Source organism: Phyllobacterium myrsinacearum, assembly GCF_014138285.1.
In the GTDB taxonomy this organism is placed as follows: Bacteria; Pseudomonadota; Alphaproteobacteria; order Rhizobiales; family Rhizobiaceae; genus Phyllobacterium; species Phyllobacterium myrsinacearum_A.
This window is the reverse complement of record NZ_JACGXN010000004.1, coordinates 1-26,272: the sequence shown is the minus strand read 5'-3', so window position 1 is coordinate 26,272 and position 26,272 is coordinate 1. Positions and strand designations below refer to the sequence as shown.

Genomic DNA, 26,272 nt, shown 5'->3' with positions numbered 1-26,272 from the left:
GATCAGAGATCCTTTCTGAGACGGGGGTCTAGGAGGTCGCGAAAGCCATCGCCGACCATTTGCAGCGAGAGAACGGAAAGGACGATGGCAATACCGGGAAACAGGGTCATCCAGTCGGCCTGACCGACATACTGCCGGCCGGCGGCAATCATGGTGCCCCATGTCGGCACTTCAGGGCTGACGCCGAGACCGAGGAACGACAGCCCTGCCTCTGCCAGCATGGCATGGGCAAACAGGAACGTTCCCTGGACAAGGATGGGCGAGAGGAGATTGCGCAGGATATGGCGCGTCAGGATATGCGGAGTCGATATGCCGAGGGCATGGGCGGCTTCCACATAGGGCAGTTCGCGGATGACCAGCGTCGATGCCCGCACCACGCGGGCAAGCCGCGGCGCATAGACAATACTCAGTGCGATGATCACCGTTGTCAGCGAAGGACCGAGTGCGGCGACCAGAGCGATGGCAAGCAATATGTCAGGGAACGCCATCATCGCATCGATCAGCCGGGTGATCGGTGCATCGAGCTTGTGGAAGAAGCCTGCCAGAATGCCGAGGGTGACGCCGATGAGCGAGGCGAGAACCACAACGGCAAAACCAACCAGCAAGGACAGGCGGGCTGAATAGATCGTCCGCGAGAATACGTCGCGCCCGAATTCATCCGTGCCGAAAATCCATTGCGCACTTGGCGGCTTCAGCCGGTTGACGATCGACAGCTTGTTCGGTGCGTAAGGAGCAATGAGCGGCGCAAGAACGGCAAGCGTAATGAAGATCGCCAGAACAATCAGGCCGAACAGGACCGTCTTGCGGCGCAGGAGAACCCGGAGGAACTTGCTGCGCTCGCTAACGGGTACGGGTGAAATGATGTCGGTCATCAGTAGCGCACCCTTGGGTCAACCACGAGATAAAGCATGTCGATGGCGAAATTGATGAGGACGTAAAGCCCGGCGATGATGAGAAGAGCGCCCTGAATGACGGGGTAATCGCGGCGAAGCACGGCCGAGACAACGAGATTACCGACGCCGGGCAGACCGAACACCGTTTCCGTCACCACCGCACCGGATATAAGGACTGCGGCCGTCAGGCCGACGACGGTGATGATCGGGATCAGCGCATTCTTGAATGCGTGCTTGAGCACGACACTGCGTTCGACAACACCCTTGGCACGGGCTGTTCGGATATAGTCATCCCCCAGCACATCCAGCATCGAAGCGCGGGTAAACCGCATGATCAGCGCCGATGAAACGATTCCGAGGGCAAAAGCGGGAAGTACGAGATGATACAACCGCTCTCCCAGAGTCGTATCCGGCCCGCCATAGCCCGACACCGGGAATATCCCGAAGCGGACGGCAAAGACCTGCATCAGGATCAGGCCGAGCCAGAAACTCGGAATACTGGCTGCGAGCATGGCGAGCGCCGTTGCAGCCTGATCGAAGATCGATCCACGCCGATAGGCGGCATAGACCCCGATAGGAATAGCGATGACACTGGCGATGAGGATGGAGAAGATTGTGAGAAAGAACGTCGGCTCCGCACGTTGCGCCAATGCGGTCAACACGGGCTGGTCGAGAAAGATGGATCGCCCGAGATCCCCCTGCAGCAACTGACCGATGAAATAGACGTACTGGACGAGGATCGAGCGGTCGAGGCCCAGCGCCGTCCGCAACTGCGCGATATCGGCAGCCGTTGCTTCCGGTCCGAGCATGACGGCGGCAGGGTCACCCGGCGTGACGCGAACGATGATGAACACGATGGTCACCACCAGAAACATCACGACAATCATGCCGATAAAGCGTTGGAAGATGTAACGGAGCATTGGGTCGGTTCGATCCTGCTACAGGGATGAGAAAGGACTGTCAGCGGACGGCTTCCGGCCGCCCGCGACTTTTCATTTCAGATTACTGCTTGAGCGACACGTTCCAGAAATACGGCCATGGCGCAGGCGTGAATCCCTCCAGCTTCGGCGATTTGGCCGACAGCGCGTTGAAATCACCGATTTTGATGATCGGTGCTTCCGCGTAGATCACCTTCTGGACTTCAGCCCACAGCGCGACACGTTTCTTTGGATCGGTTTCGGAGTTGAAGGCATCAACCGCAACCTTGCGGGCCGGTGTATCCCAATTGCCGGGCGCGCTGGTCGACAGAGCGCCGATCAAGGCAGGCTCCGGCAGGAACGGGCTATGGCTGATATAAATATCCCAAAGTGTCGGATCGGCACGGCGCTGGGTCAGCGTTGCCCAGTCGACCACCTGCAGATCGACATTAATTCCCGCTGCCTTCAGATACTCGGCGGCGACCTGCGCCATCTTGTAGTGGAACTCATACTGGCGGCTGGTGAGAATGCGCACGGGCTTGCCGTCGTAATTGGCCTTTTTCAAAAGGGCGGCCGCCTTCTCAGGGTCACCGATGTTGTACGCGCCCTCAACACCCGCATCAGTCGCCCAGCTATAGGAAGCCGGATAGAACGATCCATTGAGCGAATAGAAGTCCTTGCTACCGAAAGCCGCAGCCAGCATGTCCTCCACATTCAGCGCAGCGCGGATCGCCAGACGCATATCCTGGTTCTTGGTCAGACCCTGTGCCGTGTTCAGCACAAAGACCGGCCAGCCGAAGGGCTTCAGCAGGACCGGTTCCGTGGTTTTCTGGCCCTTCAGGCGGTCATAGGCTTCTACAGGAACGCTGTCTGCATAATCGAACTGGCCGGAAATCGCGCCTTCAACCCGGGTATTGGCATCAGGGACGGGAACAAAACGGATTTCGTCGAGATATTGATGGCGTGCACCGCCATAGCCGTTCTCTTGGCCTTCGGGAGATTTGTAGTCATCGAAGCGGACGAGTTGGATATACTGATCGGCCTTGCGCTCTTTTACCTTGTACGGGCCCGTGCCGACCGGATCGGTCATCGGGTTCTGCTGTTTTTCACTTGGGAGGATGATCGCCGCGGCATTGTTGAATGCCAGCAGCGACAACAGCGGAGCATGGGGGGCATTGAGCGTGATGCGGACGGTTGAGGCATCGACCGCGTCAATGGATGTGATGAGGGAAGCGACCTGCTTGCCGCGTGAGGCGATCTGCGTCCAGCGCTTCAGCGAGGCGACAACATCGGCGGAATCCATGTCTGTGCCATCATGGAACTTGACGCCTGTGCGCAGCTTGATCGTGTAGATTTTGCCGTCAGCCGAAATCTCCGGCAGGCTTGCCGCCAGCAGCGGGGTCGGATTCCACTTCTCATCAAACGTGTAGAGCGTCTCGAAAATGTGCTGCGAGACAATACCGACCAGATCGGCGGTCGAAGCCATCGCATCGAGTGTCGGCGGTTCGCCAATTGTCGCGACGTTGATGACACCGCCCTTGGTCTGGGCAAAGGCAGCAGGGCTTACGGCGATCAGCGCCGAACCCAGCAGGAGTGCGAGTTTCAATGATTTCATGGCAGTCCCCTTTGTTATTCTATTATTATGTTATATAGTGTTTTATAGTAGAATAAGACCAAATGTATCAGGCGCTGTCAAACAAAAAAGAAAAAGGCAGCGCTGATGGCGCTGCCTTGGTCATGCAATCGATGGACGATCCTCGTCAGATGATACCGCCGCTGCCGCCCGTGCTGGCAGGCCGTATTTTCCCAACCCTTTGCCTGTAGCCACTGGCTCGATACGCGGCGATGGGATCGATGGCCCCCCCTGCCCGGCGCCGAGCCTCAGCGAGTACAGGTTCAACATCCGTCCGGTATGCCCGCTTCAGGGTATCCGATGCCATCAGCGCATCATTGCCGTCCTGATAACCACCCAGTGCCGCCCGATCAACCAGCAGCGCCTGCGCATAGGCGCGGCGGATTTCATTGGCGCTGGAGATCAGGCTTTCAATCGGGTCTGTCACGTTATGCGACTGGTCGATCATATGCGCTGGATGGAAATTCTCGACGCTGCGCTCTTCCGCATCAACAAGTTCGTTGAAAACAAGGAACAGCCGGTATGGATCGATGGAACCCGCATCGAGATCGTCATCGCCATATTTGGAATCGTTGAAATGGAAGCCACCGAGTTTCTTGAATTGGATCAGCCGTGACACGATCATCTCGATGTTAGTGTTCGGCGCGTGGTGGCCGAGGTCTACGAGACAGAACGCTTTCGGCCCCAATGTCTGGGCGATCAGATAATTCGTGCCCCAGTCCTGCACGACGGTCGAATAGAAGGCGGGCTCAAACATCTTGTGCTCGGAGAAGATGCGCCAGTCATCCGGCAGCGCCTTGTAAACCTCCGCCATGGCATCGAGATAGCGCTCGAACGACCGGGCAAAATGGCTCTGGCCGGGAAAATTCGAGCCGTCGCCGATCCACACGGTCAGGGCCTTCGAACCGATCGCGTTGCCGATTTCGATGCATTCGATATTGTGCGCGATGGCCTGTTTGCGCGTAGCTGCATCCACGTGACTGAGCGAGCCGTATTTGTAGGAATGCACCTGATCCGGTGCATCGGAAAAGGTGTTGGAATTCATCGCATCGAAGCCAAGGCCGAGCGCTTCCGCATGGGCTTTGAGCTGTTTCGGATCGGCCTTGTCCCACGGAATGTGCAACGAGACATTGGGTGTCGCACGGCTTAACTGGTTGATGACCGCGCAATCATCGAGCTTGTCAAAAATGCCGCGCGGTTCGCCTTGGCCCGGAAACCGGGCAAAGCGTGTACCGCCGGTGCCGACACCCCACGAGGGAACGGCGACGAAGAAATCGGCCACCTTGGTAGTAATCGCCTCGATATCGATGTTGCGGCGGGCGAGATGCGCGCCCAGCGCCTCGAAGTCGCTCTTCTGTGCCGCAGCAAGCTTGTCGTTTTCGGACGCGATCAGATCGCCTGATATTTGTAGTTCAGCCATGATGTCCTCCCCGGGACTTGGAGCAAGTTTTGTTTCTACGGAGCCTGACAAAACTTGCTCACTTATCGCGTGAAGCTCTGCACGTTGCCAGCATCGACATTGATAATATTGCCTGTCGATTTGGCAGATGCATCAGAGGCAAGGAAATAGATCGCCTCGGCAATGTCTTCCGGCAGCACGTTGAGCTTGAGCAGCGACCGCTTGCGGTAATGTTCCTCAAGCTCGTCCACCTGCAGGTTGGACGAGGCCGCCCGCTGTTCGCGCCACTCGCCATTCCAGATTTTGGAACCGCGCAGCACCGCATCTGGATTAACCGTATTCACGCGGATACCGGCCTCCGCACCTTCCAGCGCGAGGCAGCGCGCGAGATGGATTTCCGCGGCCTTGGCAGCGCAATAGGCGCTGGCATTGGGCGATGCGGCAAGCCCGTTCTTCGATGCGACGAAGACAACATTGCCGCCGATCTTCTGCCGCCTGAACAGGCGAAATGCTTCGCGCGATACGAGGAAATAGCCGGTTGCCAGAATGTCCATATTGCGGTTCCACATGGCAAGCTCCGTGACCTCTATCGGAGCAGACGAGGCGATACCGGCATTGGAAACAAGGATATCGATGCCACCGAATTCAATCGACGCCTCGGCAAAGCTGGCAATCACGGCCGCTTCATCCGTCACGTTGAGCTGGACACCGCGCACCACATCGGTGCTGTAGCGCCCTGCAAAATCCTGATGGGCGGCTTTCAGTGCCTCGGCATCGATATCCGCAAGAACAACACAAGCGCCCTGATCCAGCAACCGCTCCGCCGTAGCACGACCGATACCGCCGGCACCGCCGGTAACAAAAGCGACACGCCCAGCCAGAGATTTCGGCTTCGGCATACGCTGCAGCTTGGCTTCCTCAAGCAGCCAGTATTCGATATCGAAGGCCTCCTGTTCCGGCAGCCCCTGATATTCCGAGACAGATGACGCGCCGCGCATCACGTTGATGGCGTTGACGTAGAACTCTCCGGCAATACGGGCTGTTGCCTTGTCCTTGGCAAAGGACAGCATGCCGACGCCGGGAATGAGGAAGATCACCGGGTTGGGATCGCGCATGGCAGGCGAGTTGGCATGTTTGCAGGCGTTGTAATAGCGGGCGTAGTCGGCGCGGTAAGCTTCCAGCGCCACATCAAGCGTTTCGACAGCGGCTTCGGGATTGGCCGGATCGACATCCAGCACCAGCGGGCGAATTTTCGTGCGCAGGAAATGATCGGGGCAGCTTGTCCCCAGCGCCGCAAGCGGACGCAGGTTACGGGAATTGACGAATTCCAGCACCGCCGGCTGATCGTCGAAATGGCCAAGCTTGCGTTCGGATACACCGATCTTGCCGCGAATTTCCGGCATCAGCCGCGCGGCGATGGTACGGCGTCTGGGCGCATCAAGGCTCTTCGCCACCTCCCCGCCGAATGCCGGTTTCCCTGCCGTCTTGGCATCAAACCAGACAATCGCCTTGTTGATGATATCAAGTGTCAGTTCATAGCATTCCTTGGCATCATCGGCCCACGTAAAGAGTCCATGGCTTTCCAGCACAACACCCTTTGAATTGGGATTGGCCGCCACGTAGGCGCCGAGATCGAGACCGAGCTGAAACCCCGGGCGGCGCCATGGCAGCCAGCCGATTTCGTCACCAAAGACCTCTTTGGTCAGCTCTCGAGAGTTCTTCGACGCAGCAATGGCAATGATCGCATCAGGGTGCATGTGATCCACATGCCTGAACGGCACAAAACCATGCAATGGCGTATCAATCGATGCGGCGCGGCCGTTGAGATTGAATGTGCAATGGGGCAGAAAACCCACCATCCGGTCTTCGTCTTCCACACCCCGGTAGATGGACTTCAGCGATTCCAGCTTTTGCATGTAGAGAGTGGCAAAACCGTCGAGCTTGATCGTACCGACATCGCCGCCCGATCCTTTTACCCAAAGCACCTCAACCGGCTTGCCGGTCAGCGGATCAGTTTCCGAAACCTTGGCCGAGGTGTTGCCGCCACCATAATTGGTAATGCGCTTGTCGGCGCCCAGAAGATTGGAGCGGTAGAGCAGCTTGCCGGGCTCGTCCAGCATGGCAGCCTTTTGATCATCCCAACGATTATCCAGAAGTTGGACCTTGTTTGCCATGCTTGCCTCCCGAAGACGTTCTGATGGCCGGACATCGCGCCGCAGCCATGTGAATTTCCTCTAGCTATGAAACAGGGAGACATTTGCTGTCAATCATAAATGATCAAATTCAATCATAAAATTGCATTTGTGCAGTGCAATATGAATAAATTTGACTGAAGTTGATTGACACCGCCCGTTTATTTGCGCAATGTTTGCGATAGTGGAGGGAAGAAATGCACGAACGTGAGCGCCAACGTATTATCCTGAGTGCCGTCCAGGAAAAGCCGTTCATCACCATTCAGGACATTGCGGAACTGACGGAAGCGTCGGAAGCAACGATCCGTCGTGACATCGCCTCCATGCACGTACAGGGCAAGCTGCGCCGGGTGCGCGGCGGGGCGGAGGCCATCCACCCGCCGCAGCAGACCGCGCTTGCCGGCAGGCCGTTTCGCGTCTCCGAAGCCGAGAACATCGACAAGAAGCGAGCGATTGCCCGCGAAGCCGTGGGCCTCTGCAGTGAGGGTGACGCCATTATTCTCAACGGCGGCACCACAACATTCCAGATGGTGCATTACCTCGCGACGCGCCGCCTTCAGATCATGACCAATTCCTTCGCCATTGCCGAACATCTGGTGAAGAACTCCAAGAGCACCGTCATCATTCCCGGTGGCATGATCTACCGCGAGCAGAGCATGATCCTCTCGCCTTTCGACAATGACGTGACCCGTAATTTCTACGGCAAGCGCATGTTCATGGGCGCCGTCGGCGTCGGTCCGTTCGGTGCCATGGAATCGGACCCGCTGATCATTCAGGGTGAGCAGAAGCTGATCAATCAGGCGGATGAACTGGTGCTGCTGGTGGATTCCACCAAGTTTCAGCGCCGTTCGAGTCTCATCCTGTGCCCGCTTCAGAGGGTCGCAACAATCATCACCGATGACGGCATTTCAGATGCTGACCGGAAGATGGTGGAGGACGCCGGGGTTGAGCTCGTCATCGCAAAGGTGGGAGTTCAAGACAAATCAAGGGATTCCGCTTCGACCGCATAAAAACCAGGCGCCGAAGCGGTGTGTTTCAATCTAGGGAGGATGAAAAATGAAACTGTTGAAGAAACTCGCACTGGGCTCGGCCTTGGCCCTCGCCATGCTGGCATCACAGGCACACGCAGAAACCATCAAAATCGGCCTCGTCGCCAAATCGCTCGGCAACGGCTTCTTTGAAGCGGCCAACAAAGGCGCACAGGAAGCCGCGAAGGAACTGGGCGGGGTCGAGGTCATCTATACCGGACCGACATCGACGACAGCGGAAGGCCAGATCGAGGTCATCAACGCGCTGATCGCCCAGAACGTCAATGCGATTGCCATTTCCGCCAATGATCCCGACGCGGTTGTACCGGCTTTGAAGAAAGCCATGGCGCGCGGCATCAAGGTTATCTCGTGGGATTCCGCCGTGGCCAAGGAAGGCCGCATCGTCCATCTCAATCCGTCGTCGAACGAGCTGATCGGCAAGATGTGCCTGCAGCTTGCCGCCGCCCATCTGCCTGACGGCAAGGGCGACTTTGCCATCCTCTCGGCAACGACCACATCGACTAACCAGAATACCTGGATTGCCGAGATGAAAAAGCAGCTGCCGAATTTCCCCGGCCTCAACCTCGTGACGACAGTTTATGGCGATGACCTCGCCGACAAAAGCTACCGCGAAGCCCAGGGCCTCCTGACCTCGCAGCCCAATGTGAAAGTGATCGTCGCACCAACCACGGTTGGCGTATTGGCCGCCTCGCAGGCAGTATCCGATGCCAAGAAAATCGGCACCGTCTATGTCACCGGCCTCGGTCTGCCATCTGAAATGGCAGGCGCCATCAAGTCAGGTGCCACCAAGGAATTCGCCATCTGGAATCCGATTGACCTTGGCTACTCCGCCACGGAAATTGCTTACCGCTTGGTCAAGGGTGACACCGATGGCAAGCCCGGCAGTGAAATCAATGCCGGCCGCATGGGCAAGATCAAGATTGGTGAAAACGGCGAAGCGGCCATGGCTGATCCCTTCGTCTATGATGCGAAGAATATCGATCAGTTTTCCAAGATTTTCTGATCCGGCAATCGTGTCGCAAAGCCCGGCAGACCTTCTGCCGGGCATTTTTTAACCCTTCGGTATGGCCATGATGACCACAGCTCTTGCTGAAACACCTCCCGCAACCCCCATTCTGGAAATGCGGGCCATCTCCAAGTCATTTCCAGGTGTAAAAGCCCTTGATGACGTCAACATTGCTTTATTCTCCGGCGAAGTGACCGCTCTCATCGGCGAAAACGGCGCGGGCAAGTCCACGCTCGTCAAAATTCTGACCGGTATCTATCAATCCGACGAAGGCGAGATACACATTGACGGCAAGCCCGTCACCTTCGGCAACGCACAGGACGCCATCGATCACGGCGTCACCGCCATCCATCAGGAAACGGTGCTGTTTGATGAACTCTCGGTCGCCGAGAATATTTTCATCGGTCATGCACCGAAGACATCGCTGGGGCTGGTCAACTGGCGGGGCGTCAACGCAAGGGCGCTCGCCCTCCTCCACTCGCTCGAAAGCAACATCGATCCGCGCGCGCGTCTGAAAGACCTGTCCATCGCCCAGCGCCATCTCGTTGCCATTGCCCGCGCACTGTCGGTCGACGCGCGTATCGTCATCATGGACGAGCCGACCGCCGCCCTGTCACGTAAAGAGGTGGATGACCTCTTTCAGATCGTCAAGCGGCTGAAAGCACAGGGCAAGGCCATTCTCTTCATCAGCCACAAATTCGATGAGGTCTACGAGATCGCTGACAATTATGCCGTGTTTCGTGATGGCAGGGCGGTCGGCAGCGGGATTCTTGCTGATATCAACCAGAACGACATTGTCCGCCTCATGGTCGGCCGCTCCATCGAGCATGCCTTTCCAAAAGTTGATATTCCGCTCGGCGAAACAGTTCTCAAAGTCGAGAACTACAGCCACCCCACCGAATTCCGCGACATTTCCTTTGAACTCAGGAAGGGTGAAATCCTTGGCATCTACGGGCTGGTCGGTGCGGGCCGCTCGGAAATCTGCCAGTCCCTCTTCGGCGTGACGCGGCCGTCCGGCGGCAGGCTGGAACTGGAGGGCAAGGAGATCCAGATCCGTTCGCCCGGTGATGCGATCCATGCGGGCATTGTCTACGTGCCGGAGGAGCGCGGCCGCCACGGCGCTGTCCTGCAACTGCCGATCTATCAGAACATTTCATTGCCGTCGCTTGGACGAACATCCCGCTCGGGTTTTCTGCGCGCAGCGGAGGAACTGGCGCTCGCGCGAAAATATGCCGAACGCTTTGACCTCAGGGCAGCCGCGCTTTCGGTGCCGGTCGGTACACTTTCCGGCGGCAACCAGCAGAAAGTAGTCATCGGCAAATGGCTCGCCACACAACCAAAAATTCTCATTCTGGATGAACCGACCAAGGGTATCGATATCGGTTCGAAGGCCGCAGTTCATGCCTTTATCAGCGAACTCGCCGGCGAAGGCCTCAGCATTATCATGGTGTCATCGGAACTGCCGGAAATTCTTGGCATGTCCGACCGCGTGCTCGTGATGCGCGAAGGCCTGTCCGCCGGTCTGTTCGAGCGCGCTGACATGAATGCCGAGACACTGGTTCGCGCCGCAACGGGCAACGCGTGAGGATCGGGATGATCAAGCAACTGTTCAAATTTCGAGAAATGCTGCTGGTGGTGATCATTGCCGTCCTGCTCGGGGTTTTCTCGTCGCGCTCGCCCGGCTTTGCCAGCCCTTCGAACCTCTCGAATATTTTCAATGATACATCAATCCTGATCATTCTCGCCCTTGGCCAGATGACCGTGATCCTGACCAAATCGATTGATCTTTCCGTCGCGGCCAATGTTGCCTTTACCGGCATGGCCGTCGCCATGCTCAACGCGGCGCATCCGGACCTGCCGCTGGCTGTGATCATTCTCACCGCGCTTAGCATCGGCGCGATCCTCGGGGCGATCAACGGCCTGTTTGTCTGGAAACTCGGCATTCCCTCGATTGTCGTGACGCTTGGCACATTGACCATCTATCGCGGCATGGCTTTCGTTCTCTCCGGCGGCGGCTGGGTCAACGCTCACCAGATGACCGAACCGTTCCTGCAAACCCCGCGCCAGCTTTTTCTTGGCCTGCCCATCCTCGGTTGGACCGCCATCGTCATCGTCGCCATCATCTATATCGTCATGTCGCGCACGTTCCTTGGCCGTGCTATCTATGCTTCCGGCGGCAACCCGACTGCAGCGGTCTATGCGGGTATCGATGTCGGGCGCACGCGCTTTTTCGCCTTCGTCATATCGGGCACCCTCGCCGGTCTCTGCGGCTATCTCTGGGTGTCGCGCTATGCGGTGGCCTATGTGGACATTGCCGCAGGCTTCGAACTCGACAGCGTCGCCGCCTGCGTCATCGGCGGCATCTCGACACTGGGCGGCATTGGCTCGGTGGCCGGCGCGCTGCTGGGTTCGCTGTTTCTCGGCGTCATCAAGAATGCCCTGCCGGTCATCAATATTTCTCCCTTCTCGCAAATGGCGATCTCGGGCGGCGTGATCATCGCCGCCGTGATCTTCAATGCGCGGCAAGAACGGCGGCGCGGCCGTATCATTCTGCGTGATCGCGGGGCATCGGAAAAGATCGAGGGTATCGCATGAGCACGGTCAGTGAAAAACGTCATATCCCGGATCGTCTCGGCACATCCACAACGCGCCTGTTTGCCAGTTGGGAAGCACTGCTGCTGGTTGTCGCAATCCTGATTTTCATCGCCAACTCGTTTGCTTCTCCCTACTTCCTCAATGCATGGAACCTCTCCGACGCTACGTTCAACTTCACCGAGAAGGCAATGGTGGCCTTCGCCATGGCGCTGCTGATCATTGCCGGAGAGATTGACCTTTCCGTTGCGGCGATCATTGCGCTTGCCTCGACAGCCATGGGTGCTGCGGCCCAGATGGGCGTTGGTACGCCCGGCCTCGTTGCTATCGGCCTCGCCGTCGGCGCCGGCTGCGGCGTGATCAACGGCATCCTCGTGGCCGGGCTGCGCCTGCCGTCCATTGTCGTGACCATCGGCACGATGAGCCTGTTTCGCGGCATTGCCTATATCGTCCTCGGCGACAAAGCCTATGGCGGCTATCCCGCGTCCTTCGCCTATTTCGGACAAGGCTATGTCTTCTCGGTGATTTCGTTTGAGTTCGCACTTTTTGCCGTTCTGGCCATTCTCTTTGCCGTTCTTCTGCATGCGACCAATTTTGGCCGGCGCGTCTATGCCATCGGCAACAATGAGTTTGCCGCCCGGTTTTCCGGCATCCGTGTTGAACGCATCAAGTTCACGCTGTTCCTGATGACCGGATTGATGTCAGGCATCGCTGCGGTCTGCCTCACCTCCCGCCTCGGCTCGACACGGCCTTCCATCGCGCAAGGATGGGAGCTCGAAATCGTCACCATGGTGGTTCTGGGCGGCATCTCCATTCTCGGCGGCTCGGGAACCATCGGCGGCGTGGTCATCGCCGCCTTTGTCATGGGGCTGGTGACATTCGGCCTCGGGCTTCTCAACGTGCCGGGCATCGTCATGTCGATCTTCATCGGCCTGCTTCTGATCATCACCATCACGTTGCCCATCATCATCCGCCGGATCAGACACAGGAAACACGCATGAGCACCCGGGAAACCTATGCGTTCAAGATGACGCTCAATCCGGGCATGGAAGAAGAATACAAGCGGCGCCACGATGCCATCTGGCCCGAATTGATCGATCTTCTGCACGAGGCCGGTGTGCGGGACTATTCGATCCACCTTGATCGCGATAGCAACACGCTGTTCGGTATTCTGACCCGCCCGGCAGGTCATACGATGGCTGATCTTCCCGGCCATCCAGTGATGAAGAAATGGTGGGCGCACATGGCCGACATCATGGTGACAAACCCCGACAATTCGCCGGTGCAGTCCAATCTGGTCTGCCTGTTTCATCTGGCCTGAGCTGACATGACCAAACCACGCCATATCGCTGTCATTGACGTTGGCAAAACCAACGCCAAAGTCGTTGTGGTTGATGCTGCCAGCGGTGTTGAGCTTGCAGCTTGCGGCACACCTAATCGCGTTGTCACCAGCGGCCCCTATCCCCACTATGGCGTCGACGCACTCTGGGACTTCTTTCTGGCCTCGCTGAAGGAACTCGCAACCACACCGGGCTTCGATGCGATATCCGTCACTGCCCATGGCGCATCGGCAGCGCTACTCGGGGACAACGGGCTAGCCATGCCCGTCATCGACTATGAACACACCTATCCCGATGCCATCCGCCGGTCCTACGCGGAACTGCGACCGGATTTTGCCGAGACCGCTTCGCCCTATCTTGCAGGCGGCCTGAATGTCGGCGCTCAGATTCACTATCAGAAGACGCAGTTTCCCGAATTGTTCAGGGATGTAAAAACCATCCTGACCTACGCCCAATACTGGGTGTGGCGGCTCACAGGCGTTGCGGTGAACGAAGTGACGTCGCTTGGGTGTCACACGGATTTGTGGAATCCCCGGAAGGCAGAGTATTCCAGCCTCGTCGATACGCTGGACCTGCGTCCGCTCCTGCCGCCCATCCGCTCGGCTTTCGACCATATCGGCGATTTGCTGGAATCTCTTCGACATCTGCTCGGTGTCCAGAAACCTGTGCGGGTCTTTTGCGGTATTCATGATTCCAATGCGTCTCTGCTGCCGCATCGGATGACGCGCAGCTCACCCTTTTCGGTTGTCTCGACAGGCACATGGGTTGTGCTGTTTGCCGTGGGCGGGCGGCTGGATCAGCTTGATCAGGAACGCGATACGCTTGCCAACGTGGACGCCTACGGCAAGGCGGTGCCATCGGCCCGGTTCATGGGTGGCCGGGAGTTCAACCTTCTGACGGGTGGCAATGCCATCGCTCCCGATACGGAAACGCTAGAGCACGTCATTCGCGATCAGGTGATGCTGCTGCCAAGTCTCGTCAAGGGAACAGGGCCGTTTCCGGACAGAGAGGCAGTGTGGCCGAACGGCGAAGCCCGAACACCGGCAGAACGAACTGCTGCAGCGTCTCTCTATGCCGCTCTGATGACCCAAATCAGCCTTGAATTGATCGGGGCTGAGGGCGCCACCGTTGTGGAGGGTCCATTTGCCCGCAACGTGGTGTATCTGTCTGCCCTGCGCAGCCTGACGAAGCGGGAAGTCGTCGCGCTGCCGGGCTCAACCGGAACCAGTCTTGGCGCGGCGCTTCTTGCCGGCGCGACAATTCCCACACAGGCGAAGATCGGAAATGTACAACCGCTTGATGCCGCATTCGATGCCTATGCAAAGGCATGGCGTGACCGCCTTACGTGAAAAAGGCGGGCCTAAGCCCGCCTTTCGAATTTATTCATGGCTGGACATCAGCCGGCGAAGGCGAGAGCTTCATCTTCGCTGACGCCGCCGTGCAGCGCACGATCAAGCTGACCCTTGTCCAGTTCGCCTTCCCAGCGGGCGACAACAATCGTTGCCACCGCATTGCCGACGAGATTGGTCAGGGCGCGGCATTCCGACATGAAACGGTCGATACCGAGGATCAGCGCCATACCGGCGACCGGAACGGCCGGAACCACGGACAGCGTTGCCGCGAGCGTGATGAAACCGGCACCGGTAATACCGGCGGCACCCTTGGAGCTGAGCATCGCAACCAGCAACAGCAGAACCTGATCGGTCAGGGTCAGCGGTGTGTTGGTTGCCTGCGCGATGAAGAGTGCAGCCAATGTCATGTAGATATTGGTGCCATCCAGATTGAACGAATAGCCGGTCGGAATAACAAGGCCAACGACGGACTTCTTGCAGCCGGCCTTTTCCATTTTCGCCATCAGCGTCGGCAGGGCAGCTTCCGAAGAACTGGTACCAAGAACGAGAAGCAGTTCTTCCTTGATGTAGCGGATCAGAGCGAAGATCGAGAAGCCGTTGTAACGGGCAACAGCGCCCAGAACGATCACCACGAAAAGGATCGATGTCAGATAGAACGTTCCGATGAGCATCAGCAGGTTTGCGACCGATGCAATGCCATACTTACCGATGGTGAAAGCCATGGCGCCAAAAGCACCGATGGGGGCAGCCTTCATCAGAATGGCAACAAGTTTGAACACCGGTGCGGACAGCGTATGCAGGAAGTTGGTGACCGGCTCAGCGCGCTCGCCGACCATGGCCAGCGAAATACCGAAAAGAACCGAGAAGAACAGGACCTGCAGGATGTCGCCGGACGCGAAAGCACCGACAATGGTCGTTGGAATGATGTTCTGCAGGAAGCCGATGACACTCTGTTCATGCGCCTGCTGCGTATAGGTGGCAACAGCAGCCGGATCAAGTGTTGCCGCATTGATGTTCATGCCTGCACCGGGCTGCACGACGTTCGCGACGATAAGGCCGATGATCAGCGCCAGCGTCGAGAAGGTGAGGAAGTAGATCATTGCCTTGCCGGCAACGCGACCGACCTTCTGCAGGTCGCTCATCCCGGCAATGCCGGTTGTCACGGTCAGGAAAATAACCGGGGCGATAATCATCTTCACCAGTTTGATGAAGGCATCACCAAGCGGCTTCATGCTCGTGCCGATATCCGGATAGTAGTGGCCAAGCGCGATACCGATCGTGATGGCAACGATGACCTGGAAATACAGATGGGTATAGATTGGTTTCTTGACGTGCGGCTGCGGCGCAGCACTGATGGTTACAGGACTCATGTCTTCCTCCATGGTGCGAGCCGCGTCTGGCAGAAACCCTGTCAGCCTCCCGGGCCCTTGTTCTCGAGAACAACCTACGCATTCTCTCCAATCCCATTAGCAAGCGCCGTGCCAACCGGATATTTTTCCATAAACTACTGATTTTCAATAATATTATTCTAAGTGAAAACATTGCTTTGTTTTGAATGTGCGGAATTACGCACAAGCTTATTGTCAATCGTGCGGATCTATGCACAAATAAATCATGGACAATCTGGCAGAGAGAGAGACAGCCACATTGCCTGCAGCCGCAGGGTCAGGTGCAGCGCGCAAAATCATCTTCGGTGCATTGGCTGTTTTCATCATTCTCGGCGCCTTGCTGGCCGCCAATGATTATGGCCGTAACCGTGCTTACACGACCTTGGAAACCAGAGCAGCAAGCGCCGCGGAGCTCAATGCTGTTCTTCTGCGAACCGTGCTGGAAAAACAGCGCTCCCTACCCTTTGTCCTTTCACAGGATCGCGATGTCATCAGCGCACTGACGGCGCGCAGCGAGAGCATGCTGCACCTCGTCGATCGCAAGCTGGAAAGTCTGATCGAAGGGACTCATGCTTCGGTTATCTATCTCCTGGATGCGAAAGGCACGGCGCTGTCCGCCAGCAACTGGCAGGAGCCGACAAGCTTTGTCGGCATAGACTATAGTTTCCGGCCCTATTATCTCCGCGCGATGGCGAATGGCAGTGCTGAACATTATGCACTCGGCACAATCAGCAAGCGGCCGGGCCTTTATATTTCGCGCCGTGTCGATGGTCCTTCCGGCCTGCTTGGCGTCATCGTCGTCAAGGTTGAGTTTGATGAACTTGAAGCGGACTGGCGCCGAAGCAGCGATCCCTCCTACGTTATCGATCCGCGCGGCATTGTCCTGATCACCAGCTTTCCCGAGTGGCGTTTCATGGCACAAGCGCCGATCCCGCCCGATCAGGTCGGCCCGATCCGCGAGAGCCTGCAATTCGGCAGTGCCCCGCTTGCCCCATTGAACGTCACACCAGCCCTGACGCAATCGAGCCCTGACAGGGTAAAGGCGCAGATGCCCGGCACCAGCGAGCAGAAAGAATATGTGCGCGTGCGCGTGCCGGTTCCTACGACGAACTGGACACTGCAGTTGCTGACACCGGCCGGAGCGGCGGTGACGGAATCCATACGATCCGCCCAGCTCGCAGCACTGGCCGTTCTTGCGCCGGTGCTCGGATTTACCGGATTTTTCCTCTATCGCCGCGGCTTGGCATTGCGGCGCCTGCAGGAACAGGAACTGGCCCGGCTCGAGCTGGAGCGCCGCGTTGCGGAGCGGACCGAAGCGCTCAGCACCGCCCATGCCGAACTGGTGATGCAGGCAGAGGAGCGGCAGAAAACCGAAACCAAGTTGCAGACCGTCCAACAGGAGCTTGTGCAGGCCAATCGCCTTGCCATTCTTGGACAGGTGACCGCAGGCGTCGCCCACGAGATCAACCAACCTGTGGCGGCCATTCGCTCCTATGCGGATAACGCCAAGACTTTCCTGTCGCGCAACCAGACTGAGCCGGCGAAAGAGAACCTCTCCGCCATTGCCGGATTGACGGAACGCATCGGCAGCATCACCGATGAACTGCGCACCTTCTCCCGCAAGGGCACCGGTGATGCAGGCCCGGCGGCGGTCAGCGATGTCATCGAAGGCGCGCTTCTCCTTCTTGGAAGCCGCTTCCGCCAGACCGTCGGCAAGATCACCACCGAGACACCTCCGGCAGACGTAAAAGTGCACGGCAATCGCATCCGGCTCGAACAGGTTCTGATCAACCTGATGCAGAATGCCCTGGAAGCAACGGAAGGCGGTCCTTCGAGTCAAATCAGCGTCCGGTGCGCAGTCGCAGATAGCGAAGTACAACTGACCGTGGCGGATAATGGCCCCGGCATTCCCGATGATATCATGCAGGCTCTTTTTACCCCTTTCAACACATCCAAAGATCGTGGTCTCGGACTTGGGCTGGTGATCTGCCATGACATTGTTGCCGAATATGGCGGAAGGATCGAAGTGGAAAGCAGCAGCGCCGGAACCGCGTTCACGGTACATCTAAAGAGGGTTGTTTGATCATGGATTTTCAACCACACATTGCGTTTGTCGACGATGATGACGATCTGCGCAACGCCAACCGGCAAACCCTCGAGCTCGCGGGATTCAGCGTCGTGCCCTTTGCCGATGCCATGAGCGCGCTGCGGTTCCTGACGCCCGATTTTACCGGCGTCGTGGTCAGTGATGTACGCATGCCGCATATTGATGGCCTCGAGTTTTTCCGGCGCCTGCGCGAGATGGACGCGGATCTGCCGGTTATCCTGATTACCGGACATGGCGATATCGAGATGGCAGTTCAGGCCATGCAGGAAGGGGCTTACGATTTCATCGCAAAACCTTATCCGGCCGAGCGCCTTGTCCAGAGCATCCGCCGCGCTGCCGACAAGCGCCACCTTGTCATGGAAAACCGCCAGTTGCGCCAGATCATGGAGTCCGCCGATGAGACAGTTCCGCTCATTGGCCAGACGCCCGTGATGCAGAATTTGCGCAAAACCTTGCGCCATGTTGCCAATGCGGATGTGGATGTGCTGATTGCCGGCGAGACCGGAAGCGGCAAGGATGTAGCCGCCGGGCTCCTGCACGAATGGAGCCGCCGCAAGCAGGGCAATTTTGTCGCGCTCAATTGCGGTGCCCTGCCGGAATCTGTGATCGAGAGCGAATTGTTCGGACATGAGGCGGGAGCCTTCACCGGCGCGCAGAAAAAGCGCATCGGGCGGATCGAGTATGCCAGCGGCGGCACGCTCTTTCTCGATGAAATCGAAAGCATGCCCCTCGCCACACAGGTCAAGCTGCTGCGGGTGCTTGAAATGCGGGAAATCACGCCGCTCGGCACCAATGAACACCGCCCCGTCGACTTGCGGGTCGTGGCCGCCGCGAAGGTAGATCTTGGCAGCCCCGAACAGCGCGCCAATTTCCGCGAGGATCTGTTCTACCGCCTGAATGTCGTCACGGTCTCGATACCGCCACTGCGTGAGCGCAAGGAGGATATTCCGCTGCTGTTCACGCATTTCCTGCACCGCGCGGCCATCCGCTTCAAGACGGAACCGCAGGAAATGACATCAGCCCTGCGCGCACGATTGATGGAGCACGATTGGCCCGGCAACGTGCGTGAACTGGCACATTTTGCCGAGCGGGTGGCGCTTGGCTTGGGGGAAATGGGCGGTGAACGTGTTGCCGCGCATGCCCCGACACCCGTTCATCTGCCTGATGCCATGGAGCAATACGAGGCGAAACTCATCCGTGATGCCTTGTCCGCCAATGAGGGTGACGTCAGAACAACGATCGAAGCCCTGGGGATTCCGCGCAAGACCTTTTACGACAAGCTCCAACGCCACGGCATTGACCGGGCTGATTATATTAAAGGAAAGTCACCCCCGGGCCAGATCTAGAGCCATTCAACCCGGCACGCTCCGTCACCGAGAGACGTTCGACCAGGGGACATTCGAGCTTGGTGACCGGATAGCGCGTGCTGCCTCCCGGACTATAGGTATCGAGCTGTTCGATGGCCCATCGGCCCATCGCCCGGTGCGGCAGAACGGACGTGGTCAATTGCGGATGCAGATGCCGCGAAATTTCTTCATCATCATATCCGATAACCGAAATATCTTCTGGGATGCGGATCCCGGCTTCTTTCAAAGCCTCGTAACAGCCGATCGCGGTCCGGTCGTTCTGGCAGAAAATGGCAGTGGGCCGGTCTTTCAGCGCCAGCAGCGTTTTCGTGGCTTTGTAGCCCGCACTTGCCGACCAGTCGCCCTCGATCACCAGTTCCGGATCAAAGGGGATATCGGCGGTCGCCAGCGCCCGGCGGTAGCCGCGAAGCCGATCTTTTGCCGCTTCCATCCAGGGTTCGCCCGTGATGATCCCGATCCGCTTGTGACCATGCTGGATCAGATGGCGGGTCGAGTGCTGGCCGCCGGCAATCTCACTCGGAATGACAGCGGGAAACGCGTAATCGGCGGTATAACAGTTTAAAAGAATCAGCGGAATATCGAGATCGTAGAGGTAGTCGGGCAAAGTCACCTCGCGGGTGAAAATCGCCATGTAGATCAGCGCGGAAATGCCCTGCTCGCACAGGGCGCGGATGGTGCGCGGCTCCATCTCGGGGTCATTCAATGTCTGGGCAACCAGAATGATATTGCCCGCATTCCACGATGCCTGCCGTGCCCCTTCGATGGCAACCACGGCTTCAGGGCTGGTTGCCAGCTGGTCCACCACAAAGCCGATTTTACCGTCGACCGCAGGAACATAGGTTTCGTTTGCATCCAGGTGGGCAAAATTGGGTGCTGCATAGCCAAGCGAGCGCGCGGCCTCGATCACGCGTTCGCGCGTTTCCGCCGCCAGCTTGATGCCCGGAGTCTTGTTGAGAACGAAGGAAACCGTGGCTTGCGAACAGCCAGCAATGCGCGCAATATCGGTCATCGTCACACGCTTGTTCACACGCTTGCGCCGGGCCGTTGCCCGGGTGGGCTTGTTCTTTTCAGTGGTTGTATCATCCACTGTGTCGTTCATTCGAAGCTAGCCCTCTGCCACGCATAGCGCGTCTGAATCAACCAAACCGCCTGCAATGATTATGCAGCGAACCACCGACTAATCAACATAAATAATTATTGACTAATTTTTATAAATGAAGATGATCAGGCCAGTGGAATTACCACGCTCTGAATTTCTGGGAGGAAAATTCGTATGTCCATTACCCGTCGTACCCTGTTGCTCACGTCGGCCGCCGGCCTCATCGCCGCCATGGCTGCAGGCAGCGTTTTCGCAGCGTCACCGCCCCTGAAGAAGAAAGACACCTACAAGGTTGGCTTTGCCCAGACGGAAAGCAACAATCCGTGGCGTCTGGCCCAGACAGCCAGCATGCAGGAAGAAGCCAAGAAGCGCGGCTGGCAGCTTGTTTATACGGATGCGGCAAGTTCCGCAGCCAAGCAGGTCGCCGACGTCAATTCGATGATCGCGCAAGGTGTTGATCTGATTTTCCTGGCTCCGCGTGAGGAAAAGCCACTGATTCCGGCCATCAAGGCCGCCAAGAATGCCGGTATTCCGGTCATTCTGCTCGACCGCAGCGTTGATCCGTCCCTTGCCAAGGCAGGCGACGATTACGTGACCTTCATCGGCTCCAACTTCATCGAGGAAGGTCAGCGTATCGGCGAATGGCTGGTGGCCAATGGCAAGGGCAAGACCAAGATTATCGAACTCGAAGGCACGACCGGCTCCTCGCCTGCCAACGACCGCAAGAAGGGCTTTGACGACGTCATCGCCAAGCATTCGGATTTCAAGATTGTTGCCTCGCAGACCGGTGATTTTGCCCGTGACAAGGGGCGCCAGGTTGCAGAAACCCTGCTTCAGGCCCATCCCGATGCCAATGTGATCTACGCCCACAATGACGAAATGGCACTTGGCGCGATTTCGGCCATCGAAGCCGCGGGCAAGGTGCCCGGCAAGGACATCCTCGTCCTGTCGATCGATGGCGGCAAGGAAGCCGTGCAGGCGGTGGTTGACGGCAAGATCGCCGCAGTCGTCGAATGCAATCCACGTTTCGGCCCGAAGGCCTATGACACGGCCGTTGCCTACGCTGCCGGAGAGAAGATAGCTCCTAACATCATCAATCCGGATCAGTTCTACGATTCCAGCAACGCAGCAAAATTGCTGAGCTCCGCCTATTGATATCCAACGAAGCCAGCGCTCCAATGGGGCGCTGGCTTTCTCTTTGCCTGACGCATACCTGTGTCAGGCAAAACTTCCGCTGATTTCAGAAATGGCGTAGCAAATGGACACCGATAATCTTCTGTCGATGACAGGTATCGACAAGCGTTTTGCCGGCATCCCTGCCCTTTCGGCCGCCGCATTTACCGTGGCACGCGGCGAGGTTCACGCGCTGATCGGCCAGAATGGCGCGGGAAAATCAACACTCATCAAGGTTCTGACCGGCTATCACAAGCGGGATACCGGCGACGTGACCTTCGACGGCAAGCCGTTCGAGGTTTCCTCACCGCAACAGGCGCAGGCGAACGGCATCAGCACGATCTATCAGGAAATCAATCTGGTTCCCTACCGCTCCCTGACGGAGAATATCTGCCTCGGACGGGAAAAGCGCCGTTTCGGCCTTCTCGACTGGGCGAGCATGCACCGGGAAGCCGAGGGTCTGCTGCAGCGCTTCAACATTCGCGTCGACGTGCGCCGTCCCCTCATGGAATTCAACACGGCAACCCAGCAGATGGTCGCCATTGCCCGCGCAATCGGGTTCTCCGCCAAACTCGTCATCATGGACGAGCCGACGTCCTCGCTGGACGAGCGCGAAGTCGGCGTCCTGTTCAACGTCATCCGCCAGTTGAAACAGGAAGGCGTCTCCGTGGTGTTCGTCAGCCACAAGCTGGATGAACTCTATGCGGTATGTGACCGCGTGACGATCATGCGCGACGGTAAAACAGTCAAAACGGCCCGCATGGATAAGATCGAAAAGATCGATCTGGTCTCGTCCATGCTCGGCCGAAGCATTGAAAAAGCCGAGGGCCATGCGACCGCCTTCACCGCACGCGACGAAAAGAACATCGGCAAAATACTGCTCTCCGCCGACAATCTCGCCGTGGGCCAGATCGTTCAGGACGTCTCATTCAACATCCGCAGCGGCGAGATTGCCGGTTTTGCTGGATTGCTCGGCGCCGGCCGTACGGAAACGGCGCGGCTGGTCTTTGGCATCGACCGTCTGAAGGCGGGCGCCATGACCTACGGCGGCAAGACATTTGAACCCCGGCGCCCATCCGACGCGATTGCTGCGGGTCTGGGCTTCTGCACGGAAGACCGCAAGAGCGAAGGCATCGTGCCTGATATGAGTGTTGCCGAAAACATGATGCTGGCGCTGATGCCAAAGCTCGCAAAATCAGGGGTGATCGACGAGAAAGCACAGCGGGAGATTGTCGAGCATTTCATCAGGAAGCTTGGCATAAAATGCTCCGGTCCGGATCAGAAGGTGCGCGAACTTTCCGGCGGCAACCAGCAGAAAGTCCTGCTCGGCCGCTGGCTCGCGATGAACCCGCGCCTGCTTATTCTCGACGAACCGACCCGTGGCATCGACGTCGGCGCCAAGGGCGAGATTCAGTCGCTGATCAAATCACTGGCGGATCAGGGTCTGGCCGTGTTGATGATCTCCTCCGAGTTGGAAGAGGTCATCGAGGGCGCTGACCGGGTCTTCGTCCTGCGTGACGGCATCAGTGTTGCAGAATTCGACCGGGCCGCCGCCACCGAAGACGCCCTTATGGGTGCCATGGCCCACGGCAATGCGCCTGTTGTCGAGGAGGCCCAGATATGACCGACACGTCCCAAACGGCCCACACAGGGAAACGTTTCGATCCATTCGACTTTCTCGCGCGCTACGGCACGCTCATCGCTCTTGTACTGCTGATCCTGTTCAATCTGGCGTTTACCCGCAATTTCGCAACGATACAGACCCTGAATGTAAACCTGACGCAGGTCTGCACCATCGTCATCGTCGCGGTCGGCATGACACTGGTCATTGCCACCGGCGGCATCGATTTGTCGGTCGGTTCGCTCATGGCCATTTCGGGCGCCCTGGCTCCGATGATTTTTCTCGGAAAGATCATTCCTATCGACAACGTCTATCTCGCCGTTGCCGCCGCGATGGTCGTTTCCATCGCTGTTGCCGGGCTCTTCGGCCTGTTCAATGGCTGGCTCATATCCGCCTTCCGGATTCAGCCTATCGTCGCCACACTTGTTTTGTTCATCGCCGGTCGCGGTATCGCGCAGGTCATGACCAACGGCAACCTGCAGACATTCCGCGTGCCGCAATTCCAGTTCATCGGGCTTGGCCGGGTGCTCGGCATTCCGGTGCAGGTGATCCTGATGGCGCTGATTGTCCTCGCCGCAGCATGGATGCTGAAACGCACGGTCTTTGGCCGTCAGATCATCGCCATTGGCGGTAATGAGCGTGCTGCCGAACTGTCAGGCATTGCCGTCGCCAAGGTCAAACTGCTTGTCTATGCCATCAGCGGTCTTTGCGCCGGGCTGGCGGGGCTCGTCGTCATCGCCATCAATTCATCCAGCGACGCCAATCTGGTCGGGCTTGGCATGGAACTCGACGCCATTGCCGCGGTCGCCGTTGGCGGCACGCTGCTCAGCGGCGGCAAGGCGACCATCATCGGCACGCTGATCGGCGCCATGACAATCCAGCTGGTGCGCTACACGTTGTTGGCCAACGGTGTCCCCGATGCCGCCGCACTGGTGGTCAAAGCCGCGATCATCATTCTCGCCGTCTGGATCCAGCAACAAGGCAGGGCGCACGCATGACCCGGACACGATTTCTATCCCTGCTCGGCAGTTACGGCGTCGTCGTTGCACTCCTGTTGCTGATCCTGTTCGGCTGGCTGCGTTACGATTACTTCCTGGGCTTCTTCAACATTACCAGCGTGCTGCGTTACAATTCGATGTTCGCGCTGGTGGCGCTTGGCATGTGCTTTGTCATCATGACCGGCGGCATTGATCTGTCGGTGGGGTCAACCGCCGCGCTTGGCAGCGTCGTCGCCGCGCTTTTCAGTCCGCAAGGCACGTGGATCGGCCTCGGTGCTGGCGTCGGTGCGGGGCTCTGTGTCGGCCTCGTCAATGCCATGCTGGTGACCCGGCTGAGGATCATGCCGTTCATTGCCACGCTTGCAACCATGCTGGCGGCGAGCGGCACGGCCCTGCTGCTTGCCGACAATCAATCGGTTTCCGTTTCCTATGACAGCGGCTTCACCACCATCGGCCAGGAGAATTTCCTCGGCTTTCCCATCCCGGCATGGATCGCGCTGGCTGCCTATATCGCCGGCTGGGTCGTTCTCAACTTCACCAGCACTGGACGCGGCGTCCTTGCCGTCGGCGGCAATGAAGATGCCACCCGCATGATGGGCCTGCCGGTGGGGCGGATCAAATTTCTGGTTTATCTTGCCAGCGGCGGCCTTGCCGGTCTGGCGGGCGTCATTCTCGCGTCGCAGTTCGGCGCAGGCCAGCCGATTGAAGGCGTGGGCTGGGAACTCTTCGCCATTGCCGCTGTCGTGGTTGGCGGAACCTTGCTGACGGGCGGCGTCGGTTCGGTCGGGGCAACGCTGGCAGGCGTTCTACTTCTCGGCATCCTCTTCAACGTTCTCAATTTTGAAAACGGCAAAGGCTGGATTTCGCTCTCCGCCTACTGGCAGTCGGTTATTCGCGGCCTGTTTCTGCTCATTGTGGTCATCCTGCAGGCGAAACTGTCCTCGCGCGGCAATGCCGCCGCAAGGGATCATTGAGCGTGCGTGCGCTGCTTGGACCCCAGCCATTCGGAATGTTTGCCGGAGAGCCGGTCTTTCAGGCGACAATCCAGTCGCCGTCCGGGGCGCTTGCGCATGTTCTCAACTGGGGCGCAGTCATCCGCGATCTGCAGATCCCTCTGGCGGATGGCACGCCGCAAAGGGTGGTGCTCGGCTTCGAGCAGTTCGATCCCTATCCCGCTCTGTCGCCCTATTTCGGGGCGCTGGTCGGGCGCTACGCCAACAGGATCGCCCATGGCCATTTTACTCTTGACGGCAAAACATATCAGCTCGACCGGAATGAGGGTGGCAAACAGACCCTGCATGGGGGCTCAAAGGGGACATCCCAGCGCCTGTGGACCATTACCAGCTGGAGCGTATCCTCGGTCACGCTCACATTGAAACTGCCCGAAGGCGATCAGGGTTTTCCGGGTGCAATGGAGGTGCACTGCACCTACAGTTTCACCTCCGGTTCAACGCTGCGCTTGGAAATCGAAGCGACGACCGATGCACCGACAGTCGCCAATTTTGCCCAGCACAGCTATTTCAATCTCGATGGATCGGCTGATATCCGCAGTCACAGATTGCAGATTTTTGCGGACGCCTACACGGCCGTCTCCGACGACCTCATTCCGACGGGAGAGATTCTGTCTGTCGATCAGACGCCATTCGAATTCCGTCTGTCCCGCCTGATCGGAGCGTACCCGTCGGTAGCCTATGACCACAACTTCGTGCTGAATGGTGAGATCAGGGACGGCATGCGCCACGCCGCGTCCCTCGCCGCGGACAATGGCCTTGAAATGCAGGTCCATACGAGCGAACCCGGTCTGCAATTCTACGACGGACGGATGATCGATCCCTCGCTGACCGGTCTTGACGGCAAGCGTTATGGTCCGCATGCGGGGCTGTGCCTTGAAGCCCAGCACTTTCCCGACAGCCCGAACCAGCCGCTTTTTCCCAATACCGTGCTGCGGCCCGGCGAGACCTATCGGCAGCACACGGAATTCCGCTTCTTCCATCGCTAGCCAGTTGCCAAGCGCCCGCTCCCGTCCTATGCCGGAACGCAAAACAGCCAGATGAGGAGCGTTTTTGGTATGGCGAGCAATGTAGCACTGACGGGATTGGCGCGGGACATGCAGGCGCGTGCGGATGCGGGTCGTCCGATCCGCATC

At 58.2% G+C, this 26,272-nt stretch carries 21 protein-coding genes; 14 read left to right on the top strand and 7 right to left on the bottom strand.

The window, feature by feature from the left end:
- Positions 1–2: 2 nt before the first annotated feature.
- From FHW16_RS14850 to FHW16_RS14830, 5 genes are all read right to left on the bottom strand, one after another.
- A complete protein-coding gene (locus FHW16_RS14850; protein ID WP_182549999.1) occupies positions 3–872 on the bottom strand; it encodes an ABC transporter permease in 870 nt (289 codons plus the stop codon).
- Positions 872–1,813 carry an ABC transporter permease gene (locus FHW16_RS14845; protein WP_182549998.1) on the bottom strand — a complete coding sequence of 314 codons (942 nt, stop codon included), beginning with the start codon at positions 1,811–1,813 and terminating at the stop codon, positions 872–874. Before FHW16_RS14845 ends, FHW16_RS14850 begins: the two co-directional genes overlap by 1 nt.
- 82 nt (positions 1,814–1,895) lie before the next feature.
- Positions 1,896–3,425: an ABC transporter substrate-binding protein gene (locus FHW16_RS14840; RefSeq protein WP_182549997.1), complete on the bottom strand. Its 1,530-nt coding sequence runs from the start codon at positions 3,423–3,425 to the stop codon at positions 1,896–1,898.
- Between the two features lie 145 nt (positions 3,426–3,570).
- Positions 3,571–4,863 (bottom strand): L-rhamnose catabolism isomerase, encoded by a 1,293-nt coding sequence (rhaI, locus tag FHW16_RS14835; protein ID WP_182549996.1) that lies wholly within the window; start codon positions 4,861–4,863, stop codon positions 3,571–3,573.
- Positions 4,864–4,925: 62 nt separating this feature from the next.
- Entirely contained in the window at positions 4,926–7,016 is a 2,091-nt protein-coding gene (locus FHW16_RS14830) for a bifunctional rhamnulose-1-phosphate aldolase/short-chain dehydrogenase (protein ID WP_182549995.1), read from the bottom strand.
- Between the two features lie 215 nt (positions 7,017–7,231).
- On the opposite strand from FHW16_RS14830, the gene FHW16_RS14825 reads away from it, so the two are divergent.
- The 7 genes from FHW16_RS14825 to FHW16_RS14795 all read left to right on the top strand — a co-directional run bounded on the left by FHW16_RS14825 (position 7,232) and on the right by FHW16_RS14795 (position 14,370).
- Positions 7,232–8,044 (top strand): DeoR/GlpR family DNA-binding transcription regulator, encoded by an 813-nt coding sequence (locus FHW16_RS14825; protein ID WP_182549994.1) that lies wholly within the window; start codon positions 7,232–7,234, stop codon positions 8,042–8,044.
- A 46-nt stretch (positions 8,045–8,090) separates the two neighbouring features.
- A complete protein-coding gene (gene rhaS / locus FHW16_RS14820) occupies positions 8,091–9,086 on the top strand; it encodes a rhamnose ABC transporter substrate-binding protein (protein WP_182549993.1) in 996 nt (331 codons plus the stop codon).
- Between the two features lie 70 nt (positions 9,087–9,156).
- Positions 9,157–10,674 (top strand): sugar ABC transporter ATP-binding protein, encoded by a 1,518-nt coding sequence (locus FHW16_RS14815; RefSeq protein ID WP_432652036.1) that lies wholly within the window; start codon positions 9,157–9,159, stop codon positions 10,672–10,674.
- An 8-nt stretch (positions 10,675–10,682) separates the two neighbouring features.
- Positions 10,683–11,684 (top strand): ABC transporter permease, encoded by a 1,002-nt coding sequence (locus FHW16_RS14810; RefSeq protein WP_210278145.1) that lies wholly within the window; start codon positions 10,683–10,685, stop codon positions 11,682–11,684.
- Positions 11,681–12,682 (top strand): ABC transporter permease, encoded by a 1,002-nt coding sequence (locus tag FHW16_RS14805; RefSeq protein WP_182549991.1) that lies wholly within the window; start codon positions 11,681–11,683, stop codon positions 12,680–12,682. Before FHW16_RS14810 ends, FHW16_RS14805 begins: the two co-directional genes overlap by 4 nt.
- Entirely contained in the window at positions 12,679–13,002 is a 324-nt protein-coding gene (rhaM, locus tag FHW16_RS14800; RefSeq protein WP_182549990.1) for an L-rhamnose mutarotase, read from the top strand. The genes FHW16_RS14805 and rhaM overlap by 4 nt, the downstream gene beginning before the upstream one ends.
- Before the next feature lie 6 nt (positions 13,003–13,008).
- Positions 13,009–14,370, top strand: a complete 1,362-nt coding sequence (locus FHW16_RS14795) for an FGGY-family carbohydrate kinase (RefSeq protein WP_182549989.1) — start codon at positions 13,009–13,011, stop codon at positions 14,368–14,370.
- 47 nt (positions 14,371–14,417) lie between these two features.
- On the opposite strand, the gene FHW16_RS14790 is transcribed toward FHW16_RS14795, so the two are convergent.
- Complete coding sequence (locus FHW16_RS14790; protein ID WP_182549988.1) at positions 14,418–15,743, bottom strand: dicarboxylate/amino acid:cation symporter; 1,326 nt, start codon at positions 15,741–15,743, stop codon at positions 14,418–14,420.
- Between the two features lie 244 nt (positions 15,744–15,987).
- On the opposite strand from FHW16_RS14790, the gene FHW16_RS14785 reads away from it, so the two are divergent.
- Together FHW16_RS14785 and FHW16_RS14780 are read left to right on the top strand one after the other, a co-directional pair.
- Positions 15,988–17,844, top strand: a complete 1,857-nt coding sequence (locus FHW16_RS14785; protein ID WP_246711786.1) for a sensor histidine kinase — start codon at positions 15,988–15,990, stop codon at positions 17,842–17,844.
- A 2-nt stretch (positions 17,845–17,846) separates the two neighbouring features.
- Positions 17,847–19,214, top strand: a complete 1,368-nt coding sequence (locus FHW16_RS14780) for a sigma-54-dependent transcriptional regulator (RefSeq protein WP_182549987.1) — start codon at positions 17,847–17,849, stop codon at positions 19,212–19,214.
- Here the strand turns inward: FHW16_RS14780 and FHW16_RS14775 are convergent.
- Positions 19,183–20,334: a LacI family DNA-binding transcriptional regulator gene (locus tag FHW16_RS14775; RefSeq protein WP_246711785.1), complete on the bottom strand. Its 1,152-nt coding sequence runs from the start codon at positions 20,332–20,334 to the stop codon at positions 19,183–19,185. The genes FHW16_RS14780 and FHW16_RS14775 overlap by 32 nt on opposite strands.
- Positions 20,335–20,508: 174 nt before the next feature.
- On the opposite strand from FHW16_RS14775, the gene FHW16_RS14770 reads away from it, so the two are divergent.
- The 5 genes from FHW16_RS14770 (at position 20,509) to FHW16_RS14750 (ending at position 26,125) form a co-directional block, all read left to right on the top strand.
- Positions 20,509–21,489: an ABC transporter substrate-binding protein gene (locus FHW16_RS14770; protein ID WP_182549986.1), complete on the top strand. Its 981-nt coding sequence runs from the start codon at positions 20,509–20,511 to the stop codon at positions 21,487–21,489.
- 103 nt (positions 21,490–21,592) lie between these two features.
- The gene (locus FHW16_RS14765) at positions 21,593–23,131 is read left to right on the top strand and encodes a sugar ABC transporter ATP-binding protein (protein ID WP_246711784.1); all 1,539 of its coding nucleotides are present in this window, start codon (positions 21,593–21,595) and stop codon (positions 23,129–23,131) included.
- Positions 23,128–24,126 (top strand): ABC transporter permease, encoded by a 999-nt coding sequence (locus tag FHW16_RS14760; protein WP_182549985.1) that lies wholly within the window; start codon positions 23,128–23,130, stop codon positions 24,124–24,126. The genes FHW16_RS14765 and FHW16_RS14760 overlap by 4 nt, the downstream gene beginning before the upstream one ends.
- Positions 24,123–25,100: an ABC transporter permease gene (locus tag FHW16_RS14755; protein ID WP_182549984.1), complete on the top strand. Its 978-nt coding sequence runs from the start codon at positions 24,123–24,125 to the stop codon at positions 25,098–25,100. The genes FHW16_RS14760 and FHW16_RS14755 overlap by 4 nt, the downstream gene beginning before the upstream one ends.
- Before the next feature lie 2 nt (positions 25,101–25,102).
- Positions 25,103–26,125: an aldose epimerase family protein gene (locus FHW16_RS14750; protein ID WP_348643896.1), complete on the top strand. Its 1,023-nt coding sequence runs from the start codon at positions 25,103–25,105 to the stop codon at positions 26,123–26,125.
- The last annotated feature ends 147 nt before the right edge of the window (positions 26,126–26,272 follow it).

Bases quoted from the DNA above. Each gene is read 5' to 3' on its own strand.
- FHW16_RS14850 (WP_182549999.1), bottom strand. From the start codon at position 872: ATGACCGACATCATTTCACCCGTACCCGTTAGCGAGCGCAGCAAGTTC.
- FHW16_RS14845 (WP_182549998.1), bottom strand. From the start codon at position 1,813: ATGCTCCGTTACATCTTCCAACGCTTTATCGGCATGATTGTCGTGATG.
- FHW16_RS14840 (WP_182549997.1), bottom strand. From the start codon at position 3,425: ATGAAATCATTGAAACTCGCACTCCTGCTGGGTTCGGCGCTGATCGCC.
- rhaI (WP_182549996.1), bottom strand. From the start codon at position 4,863: ATGGCTGAACTACAAATATCAGGCGATCTGATCGCGTCCGAAAACGAC.
- FHW16_RS14830 (WP_182549995.1), bottom strand. From the start codon at position 7,016: ATGGCAAACAAGGTCCAACTTCTGGATAATCGTTGGGATGATCAAAAG.
- FHW16_RS14825 (WP_182549994.1), top strand. From the start codon at position 7,232: ATGCACGAACGTGAGCGCCAACGTATTATCCTGAGTGCCGTCCAGGAA.
- rhaS (WP_182549993.1), top strand. From the start codon at position 8,091: ATGAAACTGTTGAAGAAACTCGCACTGGGCTCGGCCTTGGCCCTCGCC.
- FHW16_RS14815 (WP_432652036.1), top strand. From the start codon at position 9,157: ATGACCACAGCTCTTGCTGAAACACCTCCCGCAACCCCCATTCTGGAA.
- FHW16_RS14810 (WP_210278145.1), top strand. From the start codon at position 10,683: ATGATCAAGCAACTGTTCAAATTTCGAGAAATGCTGCTGGTGGTGATC.
- FHW16_RS14805 (WP_182549991.1), top strand. From the start codon at position 11,681: ATGAGCACGGTCAGTGAAAAACGTCATATCCCGGATCGTCTCGGCACA.
- rhaM (WP_182549990.1), top strand. From the start codon at position 12,679: ATGAGCACCCGGGAAACCTATGCGTTCAAGATGACGCTCAATCCGGGC.
- FHW16_RS14795 (WP_182549989.1), top strand. From the start codon at position 13,009: ATGACCAAACCACGCCATATCGCTGTCATTGACGTTGGCAAAACCAAC.
- FHW16_RS14790 (WP_182549988.1), bottom strand. From the start codon at position 15,743: ATGAGTCCTGTAACCATCAGTGCTGCGCCGCAGCCGCACGTCAAGAAA.
- FHW16_RS14785 (WP_246711786.1), top strand. From the start codon at position 15,988: ATGGACAATCTGGCAGAGAGAGAGACAGCCACATTGCCTGCAGCCGCA.
- FHW16_RS14780 (WP_182549987.1), top strand. From the start codon at position 17,847: ATGGATTTTCAACCACACATTGCGTTTGTCGACGATGATGACGATCTG.
- FHW16_RS14775 (WP_246711785.1), bottom strand. From the start codon at position 20,334: ATGAACGACACAGTGGATGATACAACCACTGAAAAGAACAAGCCCACC.
- FHW16_RS14770 (WP_182549986.1), top strand. From the start codon at position 20,509: ATGTCCATTACCCGTCGTACCCTGTTGCTCACGTCGGCCGCCGGCCTC.
- FHW16_RS14765 (WP_246711784.1), top strand. From the start codon at position 21,593: ATGGACACCGATAATCTTCTGTCGATGACAGGTATCGACAAGCGTTTT.
- FHW16_RS14760 (WP_182549985.1), top strand. From the start codon at position 23,128: ATGACCGACACGTCCCAAACGGCCCACACAGGGAAACGTTTCGATCCA.
- FHW16_RS14755 (WP_182549984.1), top strand. From the start codon at position 24,123: ATGACCCGGACACGATTTCTATCCCTGCTCGGCAGTTACGGCGTCGTC.